General features: G+C 38.7%; 17 protein-coding genes. 8 read left to right on the forward strand and 9 right to left on the reverse strand.

Going from position 1 to position 20883, the window contains the following annotated elements; translation table 11 throughout:
* The first annotated feature begins 105 nt into the window (after nt 1-105).
* Entirely contained in the window at nt 106-669 is a 564-nt protein-coding gene (locus RMO03_RS11405) for a 5-formyltetrahydrofolate cyclo-ligase (RefSeq protein WP_309642229.1), read from the forward strand.
* A gap of 190 nt (nt 670-859) precedes the next feature.
* Here RMO03_RS11405 and RMO03_RS11410 read toward each other — a convergent pair whose 3' ends face one another.
* From RMO03_RS11410 to gdhA, 7 genes are all read right to left on the reverse strand, one after another.
* Nucleotides 860-1456, reverse strand: coding sequence for a lipoprotein signal peptidase (locus RMO03_RS11410; RefSeq protein WP_309642230.1), 597 nt, complete (start codon nt 1454-1456; stop codon nt 860-862).
* Between the two features lie 86 nt (nt 1457-1542).
* Nucleotides 1543-1923, reverse strand: a complete 381-nt coding sequence (locus tag RMO03_RS11415) for a TraR/DksA C4-type zinc finger protein (protein WP_309642231.1) — start codon at nt 1921-1923, stop codon at nt 1543-1545.
* Between the two features lie 7 nt (nt 1924-1930).
* Nucleotides 1931-5332, reverse strand: a complete 3402-nt coding sequence (ileS, locus tag RMO03_RS11420) for an isoleucine--tRNA ligase (RefSeq protein WP_309642232.1) — start codon at nt 5330-5332, stop codon at nt 1931-1933.
* 464 nt (nt 5333-5796) lie between these two features.
* Nucleotides 5797-8466, reverse strand: coding sequence for a T9SS type A sorting domain-containing protein (locus RMO03_RS11425; protein WP_309642233.1), 2670 nt, complete (start codon nt 8464-8466; stop codon nt 5797-5799).
* A 99-nt stretch (nt 8467-8565) separates the two neighbouring features.
* The gene (gene recO / locus RMO03_RS11430) at nt 8566-9279 is read right to left on the reverse strand and encodes a DNA repair protein RecO (protein ID WP_309642234.1); all 714 of its coding nucleotides are present in this window, start codon (nt 9277-9279) and stop codon (nt 8566-8568) included.
* 60 nt (nt 9280-9339) lie between these two features.
* The gene (locus RMO03_RS11435) at nt 9340-11643 is read right to left on the reverse strand and encodes a T9SS type A sorting domain-containing protein (RefSeq protein WP_309642235.1); all 2304 of its coding nucleotides are present in this window, start codon (nt 11641-11643) and stop codon (nt 9340-9342) included.
* Nucleotides 11644-11771: 128 nt separating this feature from the next.
* Nucleotides 11772-13115 carry an NADP-specific glutamate dehydrogenase gene (gene gdhA / locus RMO03_RS11440; RefSeq protein WP_309642236.1) on the reverse strand — a complete coding sequence of 448 codons (1344 nt, stop codon included), beginning with the start codon at nt 13113-13115 and terminating at the stop codon, nt 11772-11774.
* Nucleotides 13116-13381: 266 nt separating this feature from the next.
* On the opposite strand from gdhA, the gene RMO03_RS11445 reads away from it, so the two are divergent.
* Entirely contained in the window at nt 13382-14164 is a 783-nt protein-coding gene (locus RMO03_RS11445) for a THC0290_0291 family protein (RefSeq protein WP_309642237.1), read from the forward strand.
* Between the two features lie 62 nt (nt 14165-14226).
* Here the strand turns inward: RMO03_RS11445 and RMO03_RS11450 are convergent, their stop codons facing one another.
* On the reverse strand, nt 14227-15372 hold the full coding sequence (locus RMO03_RS11450) for a cystathionine gamma-synthase (RefSeq protein ID WP_309642238.1): 1146 nt from the start codon (nt 15370-15372) through the stop codon (nt 14227-14229).
* A gap of 187 nt (nt 15373-15559) precedes the next feature.
* Nucleotides 15560-16015: a DinB family protein gene (locus RMO03_RS11455; RefSeq protein ID WP_309642239.1), complete on the reverse strand. Its 456-nt coding sequence runs from the start codon at nt 16013-16015 to the stop codon at nt 15560-15562.
* 67 nt (nt 16016-16082) lie between these two features.
* Between RMO03_RS11455 and RMO03_RS11460 the strand changes: the two genes are divergently transcribed.
* The 6 genes from RMO03_RS11460 (at nt 16083) to RMO03_RS11485 (ending at nt 20870) form a co-directional block, all read left to right on the forward strand.
* Nucleotides 16083-16433, forward strand: coding sequence for an ArsC/Spx/MgsR family protein (locus RMO03_RS11460; RefSeq protein ID WP_309642240.1), 351 nt, complete (start codon nt 16083-16085; stop codon nt 16431-16433).
* A complete protein-coding gene (locus RMO03_RS11465; protein WP_309642241.1) occupies nt 16433-17320 on the forward strand; it encodes a DMT family transporter in 888 nt (295 codons plus the stop codon). The genes RMO03_RS11460 and RMO03_RS11465 overlap by 1 nt, the downstream gene beginning before the upstream one ends.
* Before the next feature lie 130 nt (nt 17321-17450).
* Nucleotides 17451-18311, forward strand: a complete 861-nt coding sequence (locus RMO03_RS11470) for a YicC/YloC family endoribonuclease (RefSeq protein WP_309642242.1) — start codon at nt 17451-17453, stop codon at nt 18309-18311.
* 17 nt (nt 18312-18328) lie between these two features.
* The gene (gene gmk / locus RMO03_RS11475; RefSeq protein ID WP_309642243.1) at nt 18329-18901 is read left to right on the forward strand and encodes a guanylate kinase; all 573 of its coding nucleotides are present in this window, start codon (nt 18329-18331) and stop codon (nt 18899-18901) included.
* Between the two features lie 3 nt (nt 18902-18904).
* Nucleotides 18905-19486, forward strand: coding sequence for a nicotinate (nicotinamide) nucleotide adenylyltransferase (gene nadD / locus RMO03_RS11480; RefSeq protein ID WP_309642244.1), 582 nt, complete (start codon nt 18905-18907; stop codon nt 19484-19486).
* A 388-nt stretch (nt 19487-19874) separates the two neighbouring features.
* A complete protein-coding gene (locus RMO03_RS11485; protein WP_309642245.1) occupies nt 19875-20870 on the forward strand; it encodes an NAD(P)H-dependent glycerol-3-phosphate dehydrogenase in 996 nt (331 codons plus the stop codon).
* The last annotated feature ends 13 nt before the right edge of the window (nt 20871-20883 follow it).

Genomic DNA, 20883 nt, shown 5'->3' on the forward strand with positions numbered 1-20883 from the left:
GATACAAAAAACCTGGAAGTTTGGCTCGCAAAGACGCGAAGGCGCAAAGAAAAGGATGGCGATAAACTTTGCGTCTTTGCGAGATTTTTATTTTACTTTTACAACATGACTAAAGCCGAACTTCGTATTAAATACAAGCAATGGAGAAACGCCCTTTCCGAAAAAAGCATCGAGGAAATGAGTTTGGAAATCGCCAATCAATTGGTGAAAATGCCGATTTGGGAGCAAAAGTATTTTCATGTTTTTTTGCCAATTGTGGAGAAAAAGGAAGTTGATACAGAATTCATACTGCATGTATTGGCGGGCAAAGACAAAGAAATTGTCGTTTCGAAAAGTGATTTTGATGGTATGGTTATGACGCATTTCTTGTTGACCGATTCGACGAAATTCCAGAAGAATCAATATGGGATTTCAGAACCAGTTGACGGACTTGATGTTCCTGTTGCTAAAATTGATGTCGTGTTTGTGCCACTTTTGGCGTTTGACAAACTTGGAAACCGTGTCGGTTACGGCAAAGGTTTCTACGATAAATTCTTGATGGAATGTGCTCCGAAAACGATTAAAATTGGGTTGTCGTTCTTTGAGTCCGAAGAGGTGATTGATGGTGTTTGGGAAGGCGATATCAAATTGGATTTTTGTATTACACCGAAAACAATCTATAAGTTTTGATGCCCTAGCCCTGATGGGAACGAGCATCCTTTTGGGCCGGGTTTCGGCGCAAAAGATAAAGTGGACAGCAGGAAATAGCTCCTAAAAATAAATAAAATGCAACATGGATTTGCTTCGCCAGTTCGGCTAAAGCCTCGAGTCACGGATTAGCACAGATTAATCCGTGTAAATCTTTGAAATCCGTGTTATATTAATTCTTGTGAAAAGCTTTCTTATTGAAGACAATTAAAATTCCGACGCCTGTTGAAATAGCCATATCGGCGATATTGAAAATCGCGTTGAAAAACTTGAAATCGTTGCCGCCCCATATTGGAAACCATTGTGGGAACTTGCCGTCTATGATTGGGAAATAGAGCATATCGACCACTTTTCCGTGAAAGACTTTTCCGTATGGTTTGTCTGAAAATAGCGTGGCCAAATGGTTGTGACTGTTGTCGAAAATGACACCGTAGAATACCGAATCGATGATGTTCCCGAAAGCGCCTGCGAGGATTAATGCAATGGCAACAATAAGATAAGTTGAACTGTTTTTCTGCACGGAATCCCACAACCAATAACCGATGGCGGACACAGCAACCAATCTAAAAAGCGTTAAAAACAATTTGCCATACGCACCGGGAATTTCGGTTCCCCAAGCCATTCCTTCGTTTTCGATGAATAGGATTTTAAACCAACTGAAAACGTTGACTTCTTCTCCGAGTACAAAATTGGTCTTGATATAAATTTTGGTAACCTGATCTACCAATAAGATGATGAAAATTAGGAAGTATGCGTTTCGTAATGACATTTTTTTGTTTTTAATGCGCCAAAAATAATACTATTTTCTAAAAAAAACGCTCCGGTTGGAGCGTTTTTTTATAAGGCAATTGCTATTTATCGTTGCATGTTTTTGGCTTCGATGCTCATCGTGGCGTGTGGCACAATCATCAGGCGTTCTTTGCTGATGAGTTTTCCGGTTACTTTGCAAACGCCGTAGGTTTTGTTTTCTACACGGAAGAGTGCGTTTTTTAAATCGCGGATGAATTTTTCTTGTCGGATGGCGAGCTGTGAATTCGCTTCTTTCGACATCGTTTCACTGCCTTCTTCAAAAGCTTTGAAGGTTGGTGACGTATCGTCGGTTCCGTTGTTTAAGTCATTCATATAGGCACTTTTGATTAAATCTAAATCCGATTGTGCTTTGTTAATTTTTTTTAGGATAAGCTCTTTGAACTCCGCTAAATCGCTATCGGAGTATCTTGCAATTTCATCTACCATAATCTTGTTATTTTGTAATTAGTATTCTTGTTTTAATGTCGTCGAATTCGATGTCGATTCCGTTGGGTATTTGTGCTTCAAAAACCAACGTTTCGGTTAGTGTTTCGGATTTGATATACGTTACATTTGCATTGACCGCTTTTTCGAGTTCGTCATTTTTTTGCAAATGTACTTTAATCTTGTCAGTTACTTCAAAACCGGAATCTTTTCTGATGTTTTGAATGCGATTGACCAATTCTCTGGCCATGCCTTCTTGTTTTAATTCCTCAGAGATTGTGATGTCGAGTGCTACGGTAATTCCGTTGGCGTTCGCAACCAACCAACCTTCAATATCTTGCGAGGAAATCTCTACATCATCTTGTGATAAAGTTATAGTATTTCCTGATATGACAATATTTAACATTCCGAGTGTGTCCAATTGGTTGATTTGTTCCGGCGAAAACACTTGTATTTGCTTGGAAATCAATCCCATATCTTTACCAAAACGCGGCCCTAAAGTCTTGAAATTAGGCTTGATTTGCTTCACTAAAATCCCTGAAGCATCGTCTAAAAGTTCAATTTCTTTGACGTTTACTTCGGCTTTTATGAGGTCCGAAATGGCTTCAATTTCAGCACGTTGATTCTTGTCAAGCACTGGTATCATTACCTTTTGTAGTGGTTGACGCACCTTAATCATCTCTTTCTTTCTAAGCGATAAAACGAGTGATGAAATGGTCTGTGCTTTCTGCATTTTACTCTCGAGTGATTTATCAACAAAGTTTTCAACGTATACGGGGAATTCCGCAAGGTGAACACTGTCAAAATTTTCTGACTTTGTTGATTGTGTCAAATCTCTGTAAAGCTTGTCCATGTAGAACGGTGCAATCGGCGCACCCAATTTGCTGATGGTTATCAAACAAGTATACAATGTTTGATATGCTGCAATTTTATCTTGCGCATACTCTCCTTTCCAGAAACGGCGGCGACACAAACGCACATACCAGTTGCTCAGATTTTCTTGAACAAAATCAGATATCGCACGGGCAGCTTTTGTAGGTTCATAGTCGGCGTAATAACTGTCTACATTTTTTATTAATGTATTGAGTTCTGAAATAATCCACTGATCGATTTCTGGCCTTTCATTCAAAGGCACTTCCGCTTCGGTGTATTTGAAATTATCGATGTTCGCATACAACGCAAAAAATGAATACGTATTATACAACGTTCCGAAGAACTTACGACGCACTTCAGCAATGCCTTCAAGGTCGAATTTTAGATTGTCCCAAGGATTCGCATTCGAGATCATATACCAACGTGTCGCATCCGGACCGTATTCTTTTATCGTTTCAAACGGATCGGTCGCATTGCCCAAACGTTTCGACATTTTTTGTCCGTTTTTGTCGAGTACCAAACCGTTGGAAACTACATTTTTATAAGCCACTTTATCAAAAACCAAAGTTCCTATCGCGTGCAACGTATAGAACCAACCGCGAGTTTGATCGACACCTTCAGCAATGAAATCGGCCGGAAAATCTTTATTCTCGTCAATTTTGTCTTGGTTTTCGAATGGGTAATGCCATTGTGCATAAGGCATCGCTCCAGAATCGAACCAAACATCGATTAAGTCGGCTTCGCGTTTCATTGGTTTTCCTGAAGCGGAAACCAGCGTAATTTGATCGACTACGTTTTTATGAAGGTCGACCAAATCATAATTCGATTCCGACATGTTTCCGATTTGGAATGCTTTGAATGGATTTTCTTTTTGAAAACCTGCCGCGATTGATTTTTCAATTTCGTTGTATAATTCTTCGACTGAACCAATTAGAATTTCTTCTTTTTGATCTTCGGTTCTCCAGATTGGCAATGGAATTCCCCAATATCTTGAGCGCGATAAATTCCAGTCGTTGGCATTTTTAAGCCAGTTTCCGAAACGTCCTTCGCCTGTAGCTTTGGGTTTCCAGTTGATGGTTTCGTTTAAATCGAACATGCGGTCACGCACTTTTGTGATTTCAATAAACCATGAATCTAGCGGATAATACAATAACGGCTCGTCGGTTCTCCAACTGTGTGGATAACTGTGTACGTATTTCTCGACTTTGAATGCTTTGTTTTCTTCTTTTAAACGGATGGCGATTTCAACATCAACCGATTTTTCGGGTGCTTGGCCTTCGTCGTAATATTCATTTTTCACATATTTTCCGGCGTATTCGCCCATGTGTGAGGTGAATTTTCCTTGCAAATCAACCAAAGGAACAGGGTTTCCGTTTTCGTCTAACACCAACATTGGTGGCACTTCAGGAATAGCTTCTTTCGCGACTTTAGCATCATCGGCTCCGAAAGTCGGCGCAGTATGCACGATCCCGGTTCCGTCTTCTGTGGTGACGAAATCGCCTGATATTACACGGAATGCATTTTCGGGATTTTGGTATGGCAATACGAAAGGTAGCAATTGCTCATATCGAATGCCAACTAAATCATGTCCTTTACATTCAGCTAAAATTCTGTATGGGATTTTTTTATCGCCATCGGCAAAATTTTCGAAATCGGCTGTGTCGTGACTTTCGAAGAATAGTTTTCCGAATTGTTTTGCAACAAGATTTTTTGCCAGAATTACTTTGGCGTGATGGAATGTATATTGGTTGAAAGTCTCAACAAGAACATAATCGATTTTTGGCCCAACGGTTAAAGCAGTGTTTGACGGCAATGTCCAAGGTGTGGTTGTCCAGGCGAGGATGTGGATTTCTCCGAAAGCTTTTAAAAATTCAGGCAGTGTTTCCGATTTGGCTTTGAATTGCGCCACGACAGTCGTATCAGTCACATCGCGGTAACTTCCGGGTTGGTTAACTTCGTGCGAGCTCAAACCTGTTCCTGCTTTTGGCGAATAAGGTTGAATTGTGTAGCCTTTGTACATCAAATCCTTATTGTAGATTTGTTTCAAAAGCCACCAAACGCTTTCCATGTATTTGGATTTGTAGGTTACGTATGGGTTTTCCATATCGACCCAGTAGCCCATTTTTTCGGTCAAGTCATTCCACACATCGGTGTAACGCATGACGGTTTTCTTGCAAGCTTCGTTGTACTCTTCAATCGAAATTTTCTTTCCTATGTCTTCTTTGGTGATGCCCAATTCTTTTTCTGTTCCGAGCTCGACCGGCAAACCGTGTGTGTCCCAACCGGCTTTGCGTTTGACTTGAAATCCTTTTTGGGTTTTGTAACGACAGAAAATATCTTTGATGGCGCGTGCCATTACGTGGTGAATTCCCGGCAAACCATTGGCTGATGGCGGGCCTTCAAAAAACACAAATGGGGTATTGCCTTCGCGTGTGGTGACGCTTTTTTCGAATATGGTTTCTTTTTTCCAAAAATCAAGAACTTCGGAGGCGACAGTAGGCAAGTCAAGTCCTTTGTATTCTGTAAATTTAGTGCTCATGGTATCCTTTTCTAAAATCGAGATGCGAAAGTAATAAATTGTTGTGAGTTATAGGTTGTAGGTTGTAAGTTTTTGTGGTTAATGGTTTCGTTTTCAGTGGAAACTTGTTGGCTTGATGGAAATCGTTAGCTCTTCGACTCGTTCGGGTTAACAAAATCGATAACGCGCTATTGAACTGTGCACATTTGCGTGAGATTTGCTGCGCCAGTTCGCTAACGCTCGGGTGAAATTAAAAGGAGGACAGCCAGTGGCTGTCAGGTATTTTTTTTGAAAGCATCAAATTTTATGAGTTTTCGATTGAATGTACCGTGTTTTGCGTGAGGGATTGCAGTGGAAATCCTTTTGTGCCAGTGTTTGGCGCAAAAGATTGGGAATGAAAAGCCCGGCCCTTTTCGGGACACGTCCCAATAAAAAAAGAGGATGCTTGCGAAAAACATCCTCTTGATTTGAATTTTAGAATTTGATTATTCTTTGGTGATTTTTACAACACTGGTTTTGTTACTTGAGTACATTTTTACGAAATAAACGCCCGATGTGAGTTGGCTTAGATTGACCTGATTGCCTGTCAACTGTGTGCTTTGTAATAGTCGCCCGTTTAGGTCGAAGATTTCGACTTTTTGAATCGCTTCATCGTTTTGGATATTGAGGATGTTTTTAACCGGATTTGGATATACTTTAAGATTTGTCATATCGAATTGTTGACTCGACAAAGCATTGCCCACAACGGTTTGCTCTTCGTTGGTGATGATTGGGAAATTATAGTCGAAATAAATGCTCGCTTGGTTTCTTAGTACATCATTGAGTACGACAGTTGGTTTGGTTTTGATTTTAAACACGACATAACCGTCATTGTTGGCGTCATCGAAAGGCAGATTGATGTTTTCGAAGATGAATTCGACTTTGTTCGTATCCGATATTTTGGTTACACAAGAATGAGAAGCGTTGGTTATTTGTAGGGAACTTACGTCGAACATATTCGTGTCGATAATGTCTTTTATGACGATGTTTTGTGCAGCGTAATTTCCAGTGTTTTCGAAACGAATTTTATAGTGGATGTATTTGCCAACCATTGCCGGTGTAATGCTTTTTCCTTCAAGACAGGTTTTGTCGTTTGGATCGAAGGAATTCATTACATATTGTGGCAATACAAATTGGTTGTCTGCTAGCGTTTCGTCGTTGGCTGTTGGCGTTATGGAAGCAGTGAAAGTGATTGTGTCGCCTCCGTTTAATGGTGGTGTTTCCGTGGGTGTATTGAGATTCACTGTAAAATCGATGTTGCGCGATTCGAATGGTTGCAAATTACTGTAATCCCAAATCAATGAATTTAATGCTTGGCTTGTCGTTGCAGGGTTTGCAGAAACTAAATCCATGACATCGTCTTGAAAGGCTAACGTAATTTGCCCATTGGCGATTTGATTTCCTTTATTTTTGTAGACGAGTCTATATTTCACATTGAATCCCGGCACTGGTGTTGCGTTGGTAAAAGCGATGACTTCTACATCGGGATGAATACCATTAGCGGTAACGCAAAAATCTTGCGTAAACGGACTTGCCATAGTCGGAAAATCGGCTTGAATACTTGTTGGTGATATGGTGAAATAGTTTGGATTTTCAAGTGCTGGTGTTACGGTATGTAAACCGGCGACTACAGGCAAACTATAATTTCCTGAAGCGTCTGCTACGATGCTACCTGAATTGGTTCCGCTGCTAATGTTGTACTTTAAATTGGCATAACCCAAATCGCCCGCATCACAACCGTTGGCGTTGGCGTCTAACTTCGTAGTTCCTTGTATGGCATAAAAAACACCGCCCGGTGAAAAAGAACAATAGGAATTTACTTGGCAATTGGTATAACCGTATTCATCAATTTTTTGTTGCACGGCTTCCATTTCTCCTTCATCGACGCAGATATATAAAAGTATCGGATTGTTATAGATATTAAAACTACTGAAACCAAAAAGATTGGTTCCTTCTAGTTTTCCGTTTTTCATAAAAATAGAAAGTAATTGATTGTTGCTGCAATCTAAAGATCCGATGTTTACACATTCAGAAACATCTAGAGATAACAACTGATTCGTACTACAATCTAAAGAATTTAAATTAGACAAGCCTGACAAATTGAGTGACAATAGTTGATTCATTGAACACGAAAGACTCGTCAGGTTTGTTAGTCCAGAAACATCTAACGTGCTTAATTGATTGTTTGAGCAATAGATTCCATTTAAATTTGTAAGTCCAGATACATTTAAAGAAGTTAATTGATTTGATTGGCAATATAAAGCTGCTAGATTGCCTAATCCTGATACATTCAACGTGCTTAAATTAGTGTTGGTTACAGAAAGAAATTGCAAATTAGCACATCCTGTTGTATTTAAAGTTTGCAAAGCTGTATCATTCGTTATATATAAATTCAACAAACCTGTACACCCCGAAAAATTTAACACTGTTGCAGGACATTGAGATATTCGAACCGATTGCAAACTAACACAATTAGAAAAATTGGCATTGGTTAAATTAAATCCATAAATTTCGTAAGGAATCGTAACCAAACTCGAACATCCTGATAAATTTAATGTTAGTAAGGAATCTGCTCGAAAATTTAGCGTTTCTAAATTAGTGAGATTTGAAGTGTTTAAATTTGTAATACCTGTTAGTTGACAATCTACATATTCTAGGGTATTCAATCCCGAAAAGTTTATTGCTGTCAATGTTGTATTATTAAAACAGTCTAGTCTTTTTAAAGCAGTTCCTACAATGACTAGTGAAGTCAAACTATTGTCATAGCAATACAATTCTTGCAATTGAGATAAAGCGGAAACATCAAGACCTGTGATATCATTGTTAAAACAACTCAACACTTTCAAGTTCGTAAAACTGGCTATTCCGGTCATGCTTACAATGCTCGAAAAATTGACATACAAAGCACTCACTTGCTGGGCTTCGGCAGTTTGAATTTGTCCGTCGCTGTTGGCATCGATTTTAAACCATTGGCCTACCAAGTTTTTGGCGATTTGAATTCCGGTGTCGGCTTGCAATAGTTTTGCTTTAAAATTGGCATCTGGAATCGTAACGATTTGTGCCGTCATCTGCAATGTGCCAAAAACAGCAAGGATAAAAAGTAGTTTCGTTTTCATAATTTTTAAATATTGAGTTACAGTAAATATATATAAATATAATGCTCCGTGTATTCGTCAATTAGAATTCGATGATTCTCAACAAGAATTCGATGATGATTATGAAAAAACGGCTGCCAACACTTCAAGTGATTTTGGTTTTTTAAATCCATCGAGGTGCATGCTGTAATAATCGATGAGGATTTTGAGTACCATTTGACGTTCGGTAACATGAAACGTTTTTTGATTGTTTTCGAATTTTAAATCAATGAGCTTTTTAAACAATTGTGTTTCGTGTTCATTCAGAGAAGTGATAGCATGAAATGGTGTAAAAACGCCTTCTTTCATTTCAAAAAAAGGAAAATCCAAGTCGGAAATATCCGGGTAAAATCCTAGATGTTTAGTGATTTCGAGCAATAAAATTAAATGAAAATTAGCGATATCATCATGCTGATCGAGCCAATGCAAAGCGGTTTCGAGAAACGTAAAAAGCGCTTCGTTTTTCTCTTCTTCATGAATGGAATGATGCAGCATTTCAGACAAAAACATCACCATTGTACTTTTGATAATATCGGAATGAATCGACTGAAAAGGCATATCGATTTTGATTTCTTTTAGCTGCTCTAAAGTGCCTTTGTTTTTGTGAATGGCTTCAATTTCGAGAATCGATAACGGTTGGAAATACGCCATTTTCTGATTTGATTTTCGTGCAGAAAATGCATCGCGCACAAAGTACGATTTCAAACCGTCGGACAACGTGAAGCATTTCACAACCAAGCTTTTTTCTTGAAATTTTAGTGATGATATGACGATGGCTTTGGTTTTGACTTGCATGGAGAGTTGTCGGTTGTAAGTTGTCTGTTAAAATACTGCTGCGACAAATGGCACCCTTTTTTAACGGATAATCATCACCTTTTTAACTTTGGTTTCCGCGCCGTCTTCTGAGGAAATAAAAATCATATACACGCCTGAAGCTACTTTGTATTTTCCAAAAGCGGTGGTGTCCCATTCAATCGTTCCGCCTTCTGATATGGCTTCGTAGACTAAATTGCCTTCGATATCGGCGATTTTTACATGCACTTTGTCCATCAAGCCACTGACTTTTACGGTTCCTGTAAATTCCGGACGAACCGGGTTGGGATAAACGTAAGCGTTATTGAGGTTGTCATTGGCGGTTGTTGATACACCTTTGAAAGAAACCATTCCTTTGATGGTGGCAAAAAAAACTTCGCCAGTAGTTCCATTAATATCAATATCATTGATGGTGTTGCTTGGCAGTGGCGAATTATCTGTGGTGAAATGATAAATGGTTTGTTGTCCGTCGGAAGAAACATAAAATACGCCGGCATCTACGGTTCCGATCCACTTGTTGTTGGCGCCGTCTACAAAAATATCGCTAATCGATTGTTCATAAAGTAATTCTTGAGCCAAATTATCTTCGATAATAATAACCGCATTGGTTCTTAGTGTTTCATCTGAAAAAAAACTATCAACACTTGGTAATACTCGAAGTCCGGCCAAAGTACCTATCCACATTTGATTTCTGTTGTCGATGGCTATTGCTCTGACATCAAACGACGGGAGATTTCCTCCATCGGGTGAGTCGCTGATCACTTTAAACCGATTGTTATAATTTTCGTTAAATCCGATTACACCATCGCGCCAAGTTGCCATCCATTTGGTGCCTCGGTTATCTATGATCATTCTTCCAAATCGGAGTTTGTTTAAATTGTCATATACATTTTGCATGTCATAAGATTGCCACTGTCCGTTAGCTTTCAACACTTTCAATCCTTTTCTGATAATACTGCTGGTTACCCATAAATTTCCTGAATTATCGAACACCGTACCATTCACTCTAATATCGTCAGGCACTTGCCCAGCAATAGTTTGTAGTCCGTCGTTACCTGTATTCGAAGCGTTGAAGAGTGTCGTAACCGCATCGTTTTCGAGTTTCAATAATCCGGAATAATAGGAACTTACAAAAACTTGTTTTTCATTGTTGGGATTCACCGTAATTCTTGATAATGCTTTTGCATCGGAAAGTGATTCATAAGGAATGTTAAGCCAACCATTTTTATTGAATTTGCTTATTCCAAATTTAGGAAGGCCTCCGGGGACAAATGTATATGGATTGTAATCGATATCATACCCGCCAAAAACGGCCCATAGATTTGAAGAAGTTGTATTGATGGCAAAGACGTTGTTTCGAAGTGGTCCTTCAGGCGTTTTGTTTTCAATAATGGAATCGTTTAATCCTTTACTGAAAATTCCGTGCTCTTTTGTTCCGAAGAAAACAACGGCATTAATGATGGTAGCGCAAGTAAATTCAATGGTTAAATTGGGAATTTGATTGCTGTTAATATCGGCTATTTGACTCAAAGCGGTATTGTAAATATACACATGGTTTTTGGTCGTAACCAGCAAATAGGAGCCACTGGTTCTAATATCGTTTGCAGGTTCCTGAAGTTGTGTTACCCCAGCAAAAGCAGTTCCGTTCCATCTTTGTAAACTGCCTGTTGTCGTTACTGCCATTAAATTATCACCGAATTTTTCTATTCCGGACCAACCGAAACTGGCTACCGATTCCCATTGGTTGAAATCATTAAGGTTGGGATTGTTAAGATCGGCAACTAAAATTCCGTTGGTTCTCGAAGCCGCGCAAATTTTCCCGTTGGATATGGCTGTTTGTGCAATATTAATTTGAGTTCCATTCGGGCCAATGAAATAAGTGTCGCCGAATTGTAAGGTATTTAAATTGTATTGCACGATGCCGAAATCGCAGGAAACATATATCATTCCGTTGTTGTCCATAAAATGATTGACTCTTTTTACGTTTTGAGGAATTGCTTTGTTGATGATATCAACCACATTCAACATCGATCCGTCGACTTCATTATACACTATAATCAACCCATTTTCATACCCAATAATGGTTTTTTTCAACGATGGACTATGATAAATTGCCGTAATCGTCAATCCTGATAAACCATCAACGGTATTGAGTATTTTGATTCCTCCCGAAAAGACATCTTCGGAAAAGATTGCGTTTTCAGTAGCTACGAAAATTTTCGAATCGTTCTGAGAAAGATCATTAATTTGAGTATACGAAAAATAGCCTTTCCAAGACTTGTTGTTTTGAGACTGGCAACAAAGCATTGCGAAAATTGAAAATACGGTAAGGAAAAATACTCTCATTAAAATACATCTAGATTGAAACACAAATATAGTGTAAAACGAAAAAAATCAACTTTTAATATTGAATACAAAAAAAAGCCTTTCACTATTGCTAGTAGAAAGGCTTTTTAAATACTTATAGATTGATGTTAAACGACACCTTGACCTAACATCGCATCGGCTACTTTTACGAAACCTGCAATGTTGGCGCCTTTCACATAATCAACGTATCCTGACGCATCAGAACCGTATTTTACGCAAGATGCGTGGATGTCTAACATAATTCTTTTTAATCTTTCGTCAACTTCTTCTGTAGTCCAGCTTAATCTCAAAGAGTTTTGAGACATTTCTAAACCTGAAGTAGCAACACCACCTGCATTGGATGCTTTTCCTGGTGCGAATAAGATTTTTGCTTTTTGGAAAACCTCAACCGCTTCTGGTGTTGATGGCATGTTGGCGCCTTCTGCAACACAGATACATCCGTTGGCTACTAATGTTTTTGCTTCTGCATCGTTGAGCTCATTTTGAGTAGCGCAAGGCAAAGCGATATCGCATTTCACTTCCCAAGGACGTTTTCCTGCTACATATTTAGCGTTTGGATATTTAGTTAAATAATCGCTGATTCTGCCGTAGTTTACGTTTTTGATTTCCATTACGTACGCTAGTTTTGCAGCATCAATACCATCAGCATCATAAATATAACCTGCAGAATCTGACATCGTCACTACTTTTCCGCCCAATTGTGTTGCTTTTTCAGCAGCATATTGTGCTACGTTTCCTGAACCTGAGATTACTACCGTTTTTCCTGAAAAGCTATCGCCTTTAGTCTGAAGCATACTTTGTGCAAAATATACATCACCATAACCTGTAGCTTCCGGACGGATTAATGAACCTCCGAAAGAAATTCCTTTACCGGTTAAAACACCTGTAAATTCGTTTCTTAATCTTTTATATTGACCAAACATATAACCTACTTCTCTTCCACCAACACCAATATCTCCAGCAGGAACGTCTGTATCAGCTCCAATATGTTTCGACAATTCGGTCATGAATGCTTGGCAAAAACGCATGATTTCGATATCTGATTTTCCTTTTGGATCAAAGTCAGCACCACCTTTACCACCGCCCATTGGCAATGTAGTTAAGCTGTTTTTAAACGTTTGCTCGAAAGCTAAAAATTTCAAAATGCTTAAATTCACTGATGGATGGAAACGAATTCCGCCTTTATAAGGTCCGATGGCAGAGTTCATTTGAATTCTGTAACCTCTATTCACTTGAGTGGTTCCTTTGTCATCAATCCAAGTAACTCGGAACATGATCACGCGTTCTGCTTCGACCATTCTTTCGAGCAGCATTTTGTTTTGGTATTTCTTATTTTCTTCAATAAAAGGAATTACAGTTTCTGCAACTTCCTTTACTGCCTGCATAAATTCAGGTTCATTCGGATTTCTTTTTGAAACTGCGTCAATAAAATTGTTGATGCTTTGTGACATGATTAATAGATTATTAGCGTTTAAGAAAACGTTTTCGTTAATTGTCGGCAAATATACATTTTTATGAAAATATGCGTAAACTTTTTTTATATTATAAATCAATTTATTTGATTTTCCGGTAATCTCCTGAAAACTTGTATGAAACATCTTGTTTTACAACAAATCCCGAGATTTAACGTTTAATCAAAAGTATTTTTTTTATTTTATTTTATAAGTGAATGATGTTTTTATATATTTGTCGAGAATTGATTTAATCCTATATGCAAATGCCCAAGTATTTTATCCTAATCTTCTTGTTTTTATTTGGTTACTCCACTAAGACAATCGCTCAATTTGGCTTTTCTCATGAAGTAGGAATAATTGCTGGCCCGGTTGCTTTTCAATCCGATTATGGTGAGAGACATGATTACAATACCAATGCAGGAAATACCGGCTATGGAATTGGGCTTATACATTATCTGAATTTTGCATACAAAGCTGACTGTAACTGCTATGCTCCTGAAACTTATTTTAACGACCACTTCAAATTAAGAAGTGAATTGTCATTCAATAAAACAAACCTTAGACATTTTGGTGAATACGTAGATGGCGACAAGAAAAAATTATTCAACCGCCAACTGAGAGCCATGAGAGGTAGTACCGCAGTAACCAACATCGGTATGCAATTGGAATATTTCCCTTTAAGCATCCGTGATTTTACAGCAACCATTGGTGCTTTTGCTCCTTTTGTAAGTCTTGGTGGTCAATTTAGTTTTTACGATCCGAGTGCTTATTCTACCTTAGGAAAATTGAATACCCCTGCTACAACTCCTGTAAAATATTACAACGCTACTCAAAACGGAAGCGGGACAGTTTGGTCAATTGTTGGAAGTGTGGGTACGCGTTATAAATTAGCACCTTCTTCCGATTTAATGGTAGACTTTCGTCTGCAATACTATTTCTCGAATTGGGTAGATGGTTTAAATCCGAATCCGGATCTTTATCCTGAAAACAAAGCCAATGATTGGTTGGTTTGGTTCAATGTTGGGTATATTTATTACATTCAATAACAGAAAATAAAATTTATAAAAAAAACCAGTACTTTATTTGTACTGGTTTTTTTATTTATAGTTTATTGTAATGCTTGTTTCAAATCTTCGATTAAATCTTCGCTGTCTTCAATCCCAACACTCAATCGAACCAAATCATCAGTGATTCCGATTTCTTTTCGCTTGTCCTCAGGAATCGATGCGTGTGTCATTAATGCCGGATGATTTGCGAGTGATTCTACGCCGCCTAAAGATTCCGCCAACGTAAACACTTTTAGTTTTTCGAGGAATGCTATTGCATCTTGTTTGGCGCCTGATACGAAGGTAAACGAAACCATGCCACCAAAACCACTCATTTGTTTTTTGGCAATCTCATGGTGTGGATGACTCGGCAATCCAGGGTAATATACTGTTTTGATTTTTGGATGACTGTTCAAAAACGCCACCACTTTTTCGCCGTTTTCACAATGTCTTTGTACTCTTAAATGCAAGGTTTTGATGCCTCTCAACACCAAGAAACTATCCATCGGACCTAAAGTTGCACCTGTTGCGAATTGTTGAAAATGCAGTTGTTCTCCGAGTGCTTCGTCTTTTACGATTAATGCTCCGGCAATTACATCCGAATGTCCGCCAAGATATTTGGTTGCGGAATGCATTACGATATCGGCTCCTAAATCTAATGGGCGTTGTAAATATGGCGTTGCGAAAGTATTGTCAACTGCGAAAAGGATTTTTTTGGCTTTGGTGATTTTAGCGATTTCGGCAATGTCTGCCAATTTCATCAACGGGTTGGTGGGTGTTTCTACCCAAACCAATTTGGTGTTTTCATTGATTAAGGATTGAAATTTTGTAATATCATTCATATCCACAAAGTGGAATTTGATTCCCGAATCTTTATAAATACGCGTAAACATTCTGTAGGTTCCGCCATACAAATCGTCCATGGCGATGACTTCATCGCCGGCTTTGAATGATCGCAACAAACAATCGGTTGCTGCCAAACCTGATGAAAATGCCAAACCTCGCGTTCCGTTTTCGATGCTTGCCAAAGCGTGCTCTAAAGCCGTTCTTGTCGGATTGGCTGCGCGGCTGTATTCGTAATCTGGATTGACGGGTTGCCCAGGGCTAGTTTGCACAAAAGTAGATGTTTGATATACCGGCGGCATAACAGCTCCAGTGCTTGGGTCGTGGTGTTGTCCACCGTGAATGGTTTTGGTGTTGAATTTCATTTTTATTGAATAATTTTCGCCAAAGATAAGAAGTTTGTTTTTTGCCACGAAGGCTCGAAGTCACAAAGTTGTGTTATAGCCCCGATAGCAACGGCATCCTTTTGTGACGGCGTTTACTTTGTCAGTTCGCTTCGCTCGGGTGGCACAAAAGATAGAGTGGATAGCGGGATTAGCTCCTAATAAAAAACTAAATAAATTTCCGAATGCTCATCATCATCCCAATATGCATAGCTTCGTGATAATAATTGAACGCCATGGCATCTTCAGCATTGCGCATTGTAAATCCCGACATCGACGTAAATTCTTCATAATTTTTGAAAATTCCAGCATTGAAATCGGTTTTGGTTTGGTTGATGGTTTCGAACAACAATGATTGAATCTTATCGACCTCGTCTTGCGAAACATCGCTTTCGGGTTTGGTGCCTCGTCGGTATTTGGCAATCATTTCGTCGGATACCATCATCGGCAAACCCGACAAATTATAAACTAATAATTGTTGCACAACCACAATGTGACCAATGTTCCAAATGAGGTTGTTGTTGAATCCGGTTGGAATCGTATTGAGCTGTTCGAGCGTGTAATTTTTTAGAAATTCTGACAATACTTTTCGGCTTGTGCGCGTGATTTCGAAAACTTGATGCATGGTGTATTTTTTTATTAAAAATAGACATTTTCAACATCAAATGGATTTTCTTTGTAAAAAGATTTTTATGAACACCATCTATTATCTCGCCTCTTGCGATACTTGTCGGAAGATTATCAAATCGCTGCCGAAAAATGATACTTTAGTTTTTCATGACATCAAGCAAAACCCGATTACGGCTGCTGAATTAGACGTGATGCGCGAACTTGCAGGAAGTTACGAAGCATTGTTTAGCCGGAAAGCGCAATTGTATAAATCGCTCGATTTGAAAAACAAAACGCTAACGGAAACTGATTTCAGAAACTACATTTTAGAACATTATACGTTTTTGAGTCGACCCGTTTTTATCATTGATGGTAAAATTTATATCGGCAACAATCAGAAAGTCATTATCGAAGTCATCAAAGCCTTGAGCTAATGTCGAAAAGAAACTTAGCCTTAATCGCAGCCACTTTGGTTTCTGTTATTTATGGTTTGACTTTTACCATTGCCAAAGATGTGATGCCAATATTCGTCAAGCCTTTTGGGTTTATATTATTGCGTGTTGGTGGCTCGGTGATGCTGTTTTGGGCTATTGCTTTTCTCGGACCGAAAGAGAAAATTGCATTGAACGATTTTCCAAGAATCATTGCAGCGGCTTTGTTTGGCGTGGCCATTAATATGTTGACTTTTTTTAAAGGTTTGAGTTTGACTTCGCCCATTTCCGCTTCGGTGATTATGGTAACAACGCCCATTATCGTTTTGGTTTTGTCATCGATATTGATGAAGGAAAAAATGAAAACCCGCAAAGTTTTCGGTATCATACTCGGTTTGGTCGGAACGGTTTTTCTGATTCTTTTCGGGAAATCGATTGGCAATGCGCCGAATGCTGGTTTGGGCAATTTGCTGGTTTTTATCAATGCGGTTTCTTATGGATTTTACTTGATTGTCGTTAAGAAACTGATGGACAAATACAATGCTTTTACTTTCGTCAAATGGATTTATACTTTCGGATTTTTGATGGTGTTGCCTTTTGGTTGGAAAGAATTTCAGGCGATCGATTGGCATCAAATTCCAACAACTATTTATTGGGAAATTGGCTTCGTGATTTTCTTTTCTACGTTCTGTACGTATTTATTGAATCTGTTATCGATGCGTGAATTAAAACCAACAACAGTTGCCGTATTCATTTATATGCAACCCTTGTTTGCTGCCATTATAGCGATCAGTTTAGGAAAAGACGAGCTCAATATCGTCAAGATTATTGCGGCGGTTTTAATCTTCACTGGCGTCTATCTTGTGACACAGAAGAAAAGTGTTCCGTAGTCAGTGGTTTAGTGATCAGTCGTTTGAGGTTCAACATAAAATCAAAATGTTATAGGTGATTTTAGTGCTGAACACTTCTTACTGAACACTGCAAACTTTTAATTATCTTTGAATTCTTTATTACAAAAATATGATACAATCCATGACGGGTTTCGGCAAAGCCACTTTACAATTGCCATCCAAAAAAATTACGGTAGAAGTCAAATCTTTAAACAGCAAAGGTTTGGATTTGAATGTGCGCATGCCATCGGTTTACCGCGAACTAGAATTGGGATTACGCAACGAAATTGCCTTACTACTGGAACGCGGGAAAATCGATTTTTCGATTTATATTGAACTCAATGGCGAACAAACTTCGACCAAAATTAATGTCCCGATTGTGAAAGCTTACATCAATCAAATGCGCGAAGTAATTGCCGATGCTGATGAAACGGAATTGATGAAAATGGCAGTCAGAATGCCCGATGCACTCAAAACCGAACGTGACGAAATTGATGAAAACGATTGGACAGAAATTCAAAAAGTCATCAAAGAAGCGTTGCAAAATATTTTAAATTTCCGTCAAGACGAAGGGAAATCTTTAGAACAGGAATTTCAATTGAGAATTGGCAATATTCGTCAATATATGAATGATGCATTGGCGTTAGATTCCGAAAGAGTGCAAGCCATAAAAGACCGTTTGCAAACGGCTATTTCGGAACTTCAAGTCAATGTGGATGAAAACCGTTTCGAGCAAGAACTCATATACTACCTCGAAAAACTCGACATTACAGAAGAAAAAGTACGTCTTACCACGCATCTCGATTACTTCATTGAAACCATCAAAGGCAAAGAAGCCAACGGTCGAAAATTGGGTTTCATCACCCAAGAAATGGGACGAGAAATCAATACCATGGGCTCGAAAGCGAACCATGCACAAATGCAGAAGTTGGTGGTGATGATGAAGGATGAACTCGAAAAAATTAAAGAACAAGTACTAAATGTTTTGTAAGGCTTTAAGCTACAAGTATGAATAAAGGCAAATTATTAGTGTTCTCAGCACCTTCAGGTTCCGGAAAAACAACCATTGTTCGACATTTGCTCGCGCAACCGGATTTGAATTTAGAGTTTTCTATTTCAGCAACATCGCGTGAACCTCGAGGCGAAGAAGTGCATGGCAAAGATTATTATTTTATTTCTTTAGAAGATTTTAAAAAACACATCAAAGCACATGATTTTCTGGAATGGGAAGAAGTCTATCGCGACAATTTCTACGGTACTTTGAAAAGCGAAATCGAACGCATTTGGGCACAAGGAAAAAACGTCATTTTCGATATCGATGTTGCCGGTGGGTTGCGTATCAAATCAAAATTTCAAGAAGAAACTTTAGCTGTTTTTGTAAAACCGCCAAGCATTGATGAACTCAAAATTCGCCTTAAAAAACGCTCCACCGAAAGCGAAGATAAAATCAATATGCGCATCGCAAAAGCATCTGTAGAGTTGGCCACTGCGCCACAATTTGATAAGATTATTAAAAATTATGACCTCGATATTGCTAAAGAAGAAGCGTATCAATTGGTCAAAGCATTTTTAAAAGAGTAGTTCATGAAAATCGGATTGTATTTCGGAACGTTTAATCCCATTCACATCGGGCACCTCATCATTGCCAATCACATGGCAGAATACTCAGGTGTCGATCAGGTTTGGATGGTAGTCACGCCGCACAATCCATTAAAAAAGAAAGAGACTTTACTAGACGATTACCAACGATTGCATTTGGTATTTTTAGCCTTTGAAGATTATCCGAAAATCAAACCTTCTGATTTTGAATTCAAGCTCGCGCAACCCAATTATACCGTCAATACGTTGGCGCATTTGCAGGATAAATTCCCGACGCACGAATTTTCACTAATCATGGGCGAAGACAATCTGAAAACTTTCCACAAATGGAAAAACTATGATGTGATTTTGAAGCATCATGATGTTTTTGTTTATCCAAGGATTTCATCGGAAGCAGACAACAACCAATTCAAAAACCACCCGAAAATTCATCTTATTGATGCACCGGTTGTTGAAATCTCAGCCACTTTTATTCGCGATAACATTAAAGCCAAAAAAAATGTACAACCACTTTTGCCTTCAAAAGTTTGGGAGTACATTGATCATAATAATTTTTACAAGAAGTAATTTCGTTGACTTTATAAAATTCAAAAGGCGTTCAAAGTTGAACTTTTGAACGCCTTTCTCAACATTAAAACAAAACGTAACTAACCCGTAAATCGAGTACTACAAAACTACATTGTACTCTAATACAGATAACGAAACAAAATTAACAGTATTGTATTGAATATCAAAATAATACAACGGTTTTGTTTATTAAATTTTCATATGCTTTAATCAAATTCGGGCTCTTGCTAGTCATACCGCATGATTTTATATTTTTTTGGTTACTTTTGAAACCTATAGTTTGCTTGATTTTTTTTCAGGAGCTATTTCCCGCTATACGCTAAATCTTTTGCGCCGAACGCCGGCACAAAAGGATACCGCTGCTATCGGGGCTAAACCCTAGACACCAATGACAGAATATCCAAAATTTGCCGTAATCGGTGGCGGAAGCTGGGCCACAGCCATTGCCAAAATGTTGTGCGTTAATCTTCCCGAAATCGCTTGGTATATGCGCAACGAAGAAGCCATCGACCACATCAAAAAGCACCACCACAATCCGAATTATCTGAGTTCGGTAGAATTTCACATCGAAAAACTCAAACTCACCAGCAACATCAACGAAGCGGTGGCTTATGCGGATTATATCATCTTTGCGATTCCATCGGCTTTCCTCAGCAGCGAATTGTTGAAACTGACTGAAAGTCTACAAGACAAAGTGATTTTTTCAGCCATCAAAGGAATTGTTCCCGAAACCAGTTTGATTGTCGGCGAACATTTCAATAAAGTCTACGACATTCCTTTCGAAAACATTGGCGTCATCACCGGCCCATGTCACGCAGAAGAAGTCGCACTCGAACGTTTATCGTACTTAACCATTGCGTGCGGCGACGCGAATAAAGCCAAAATCGTAGCCAAATGTTTGTCGGGAAATTACATCAAAGCCAAAATCAGCGATGACATTATCGGAACGGAATACGCTGCAATGCTCAAAAACATTTATGCCATTGCGGCCGGAATGGCCCATGGCCTTGGCTATGGCGACAACTTCCAATCGGTGCTCATGAGTAATGGTATTCGCGAGATGAAAAAGTTTATCCGCAAAGTGCACAAAATGAAACGCAACATCAACAATTCAGCTTATTTGGGCGATTTACTCGTAACGGGTTATTCTGTATTTTCAAGAAACCGAATGTTCGGCAATATGATTGGAAAAGGCTACACCGTAAAAAGCGCCATGATGGAAATGAGTATGGTTGCCGAAGGCTATTATGCCACAAAAAGTGCTTGGGAACTCAACCAAACTTATGGTGCGAAAACGCCGATTATTGATGCCGTATATAGTATTTTATATGAAGGTAAGGAAGCGAAAAAAGTGTTTAAGAAACTGACAGATAAGTTGGATTAGTTTTTAACTTATT

The sequence above is a fragment of the Flavobacterium sp. genome, from assembly GCF_031411595.1.
Lineage (GTDB): Bacteria > Bacteroidota > Bacteroidia > Flavobacteriales > Flavobacteriaceae > Flavobacterium.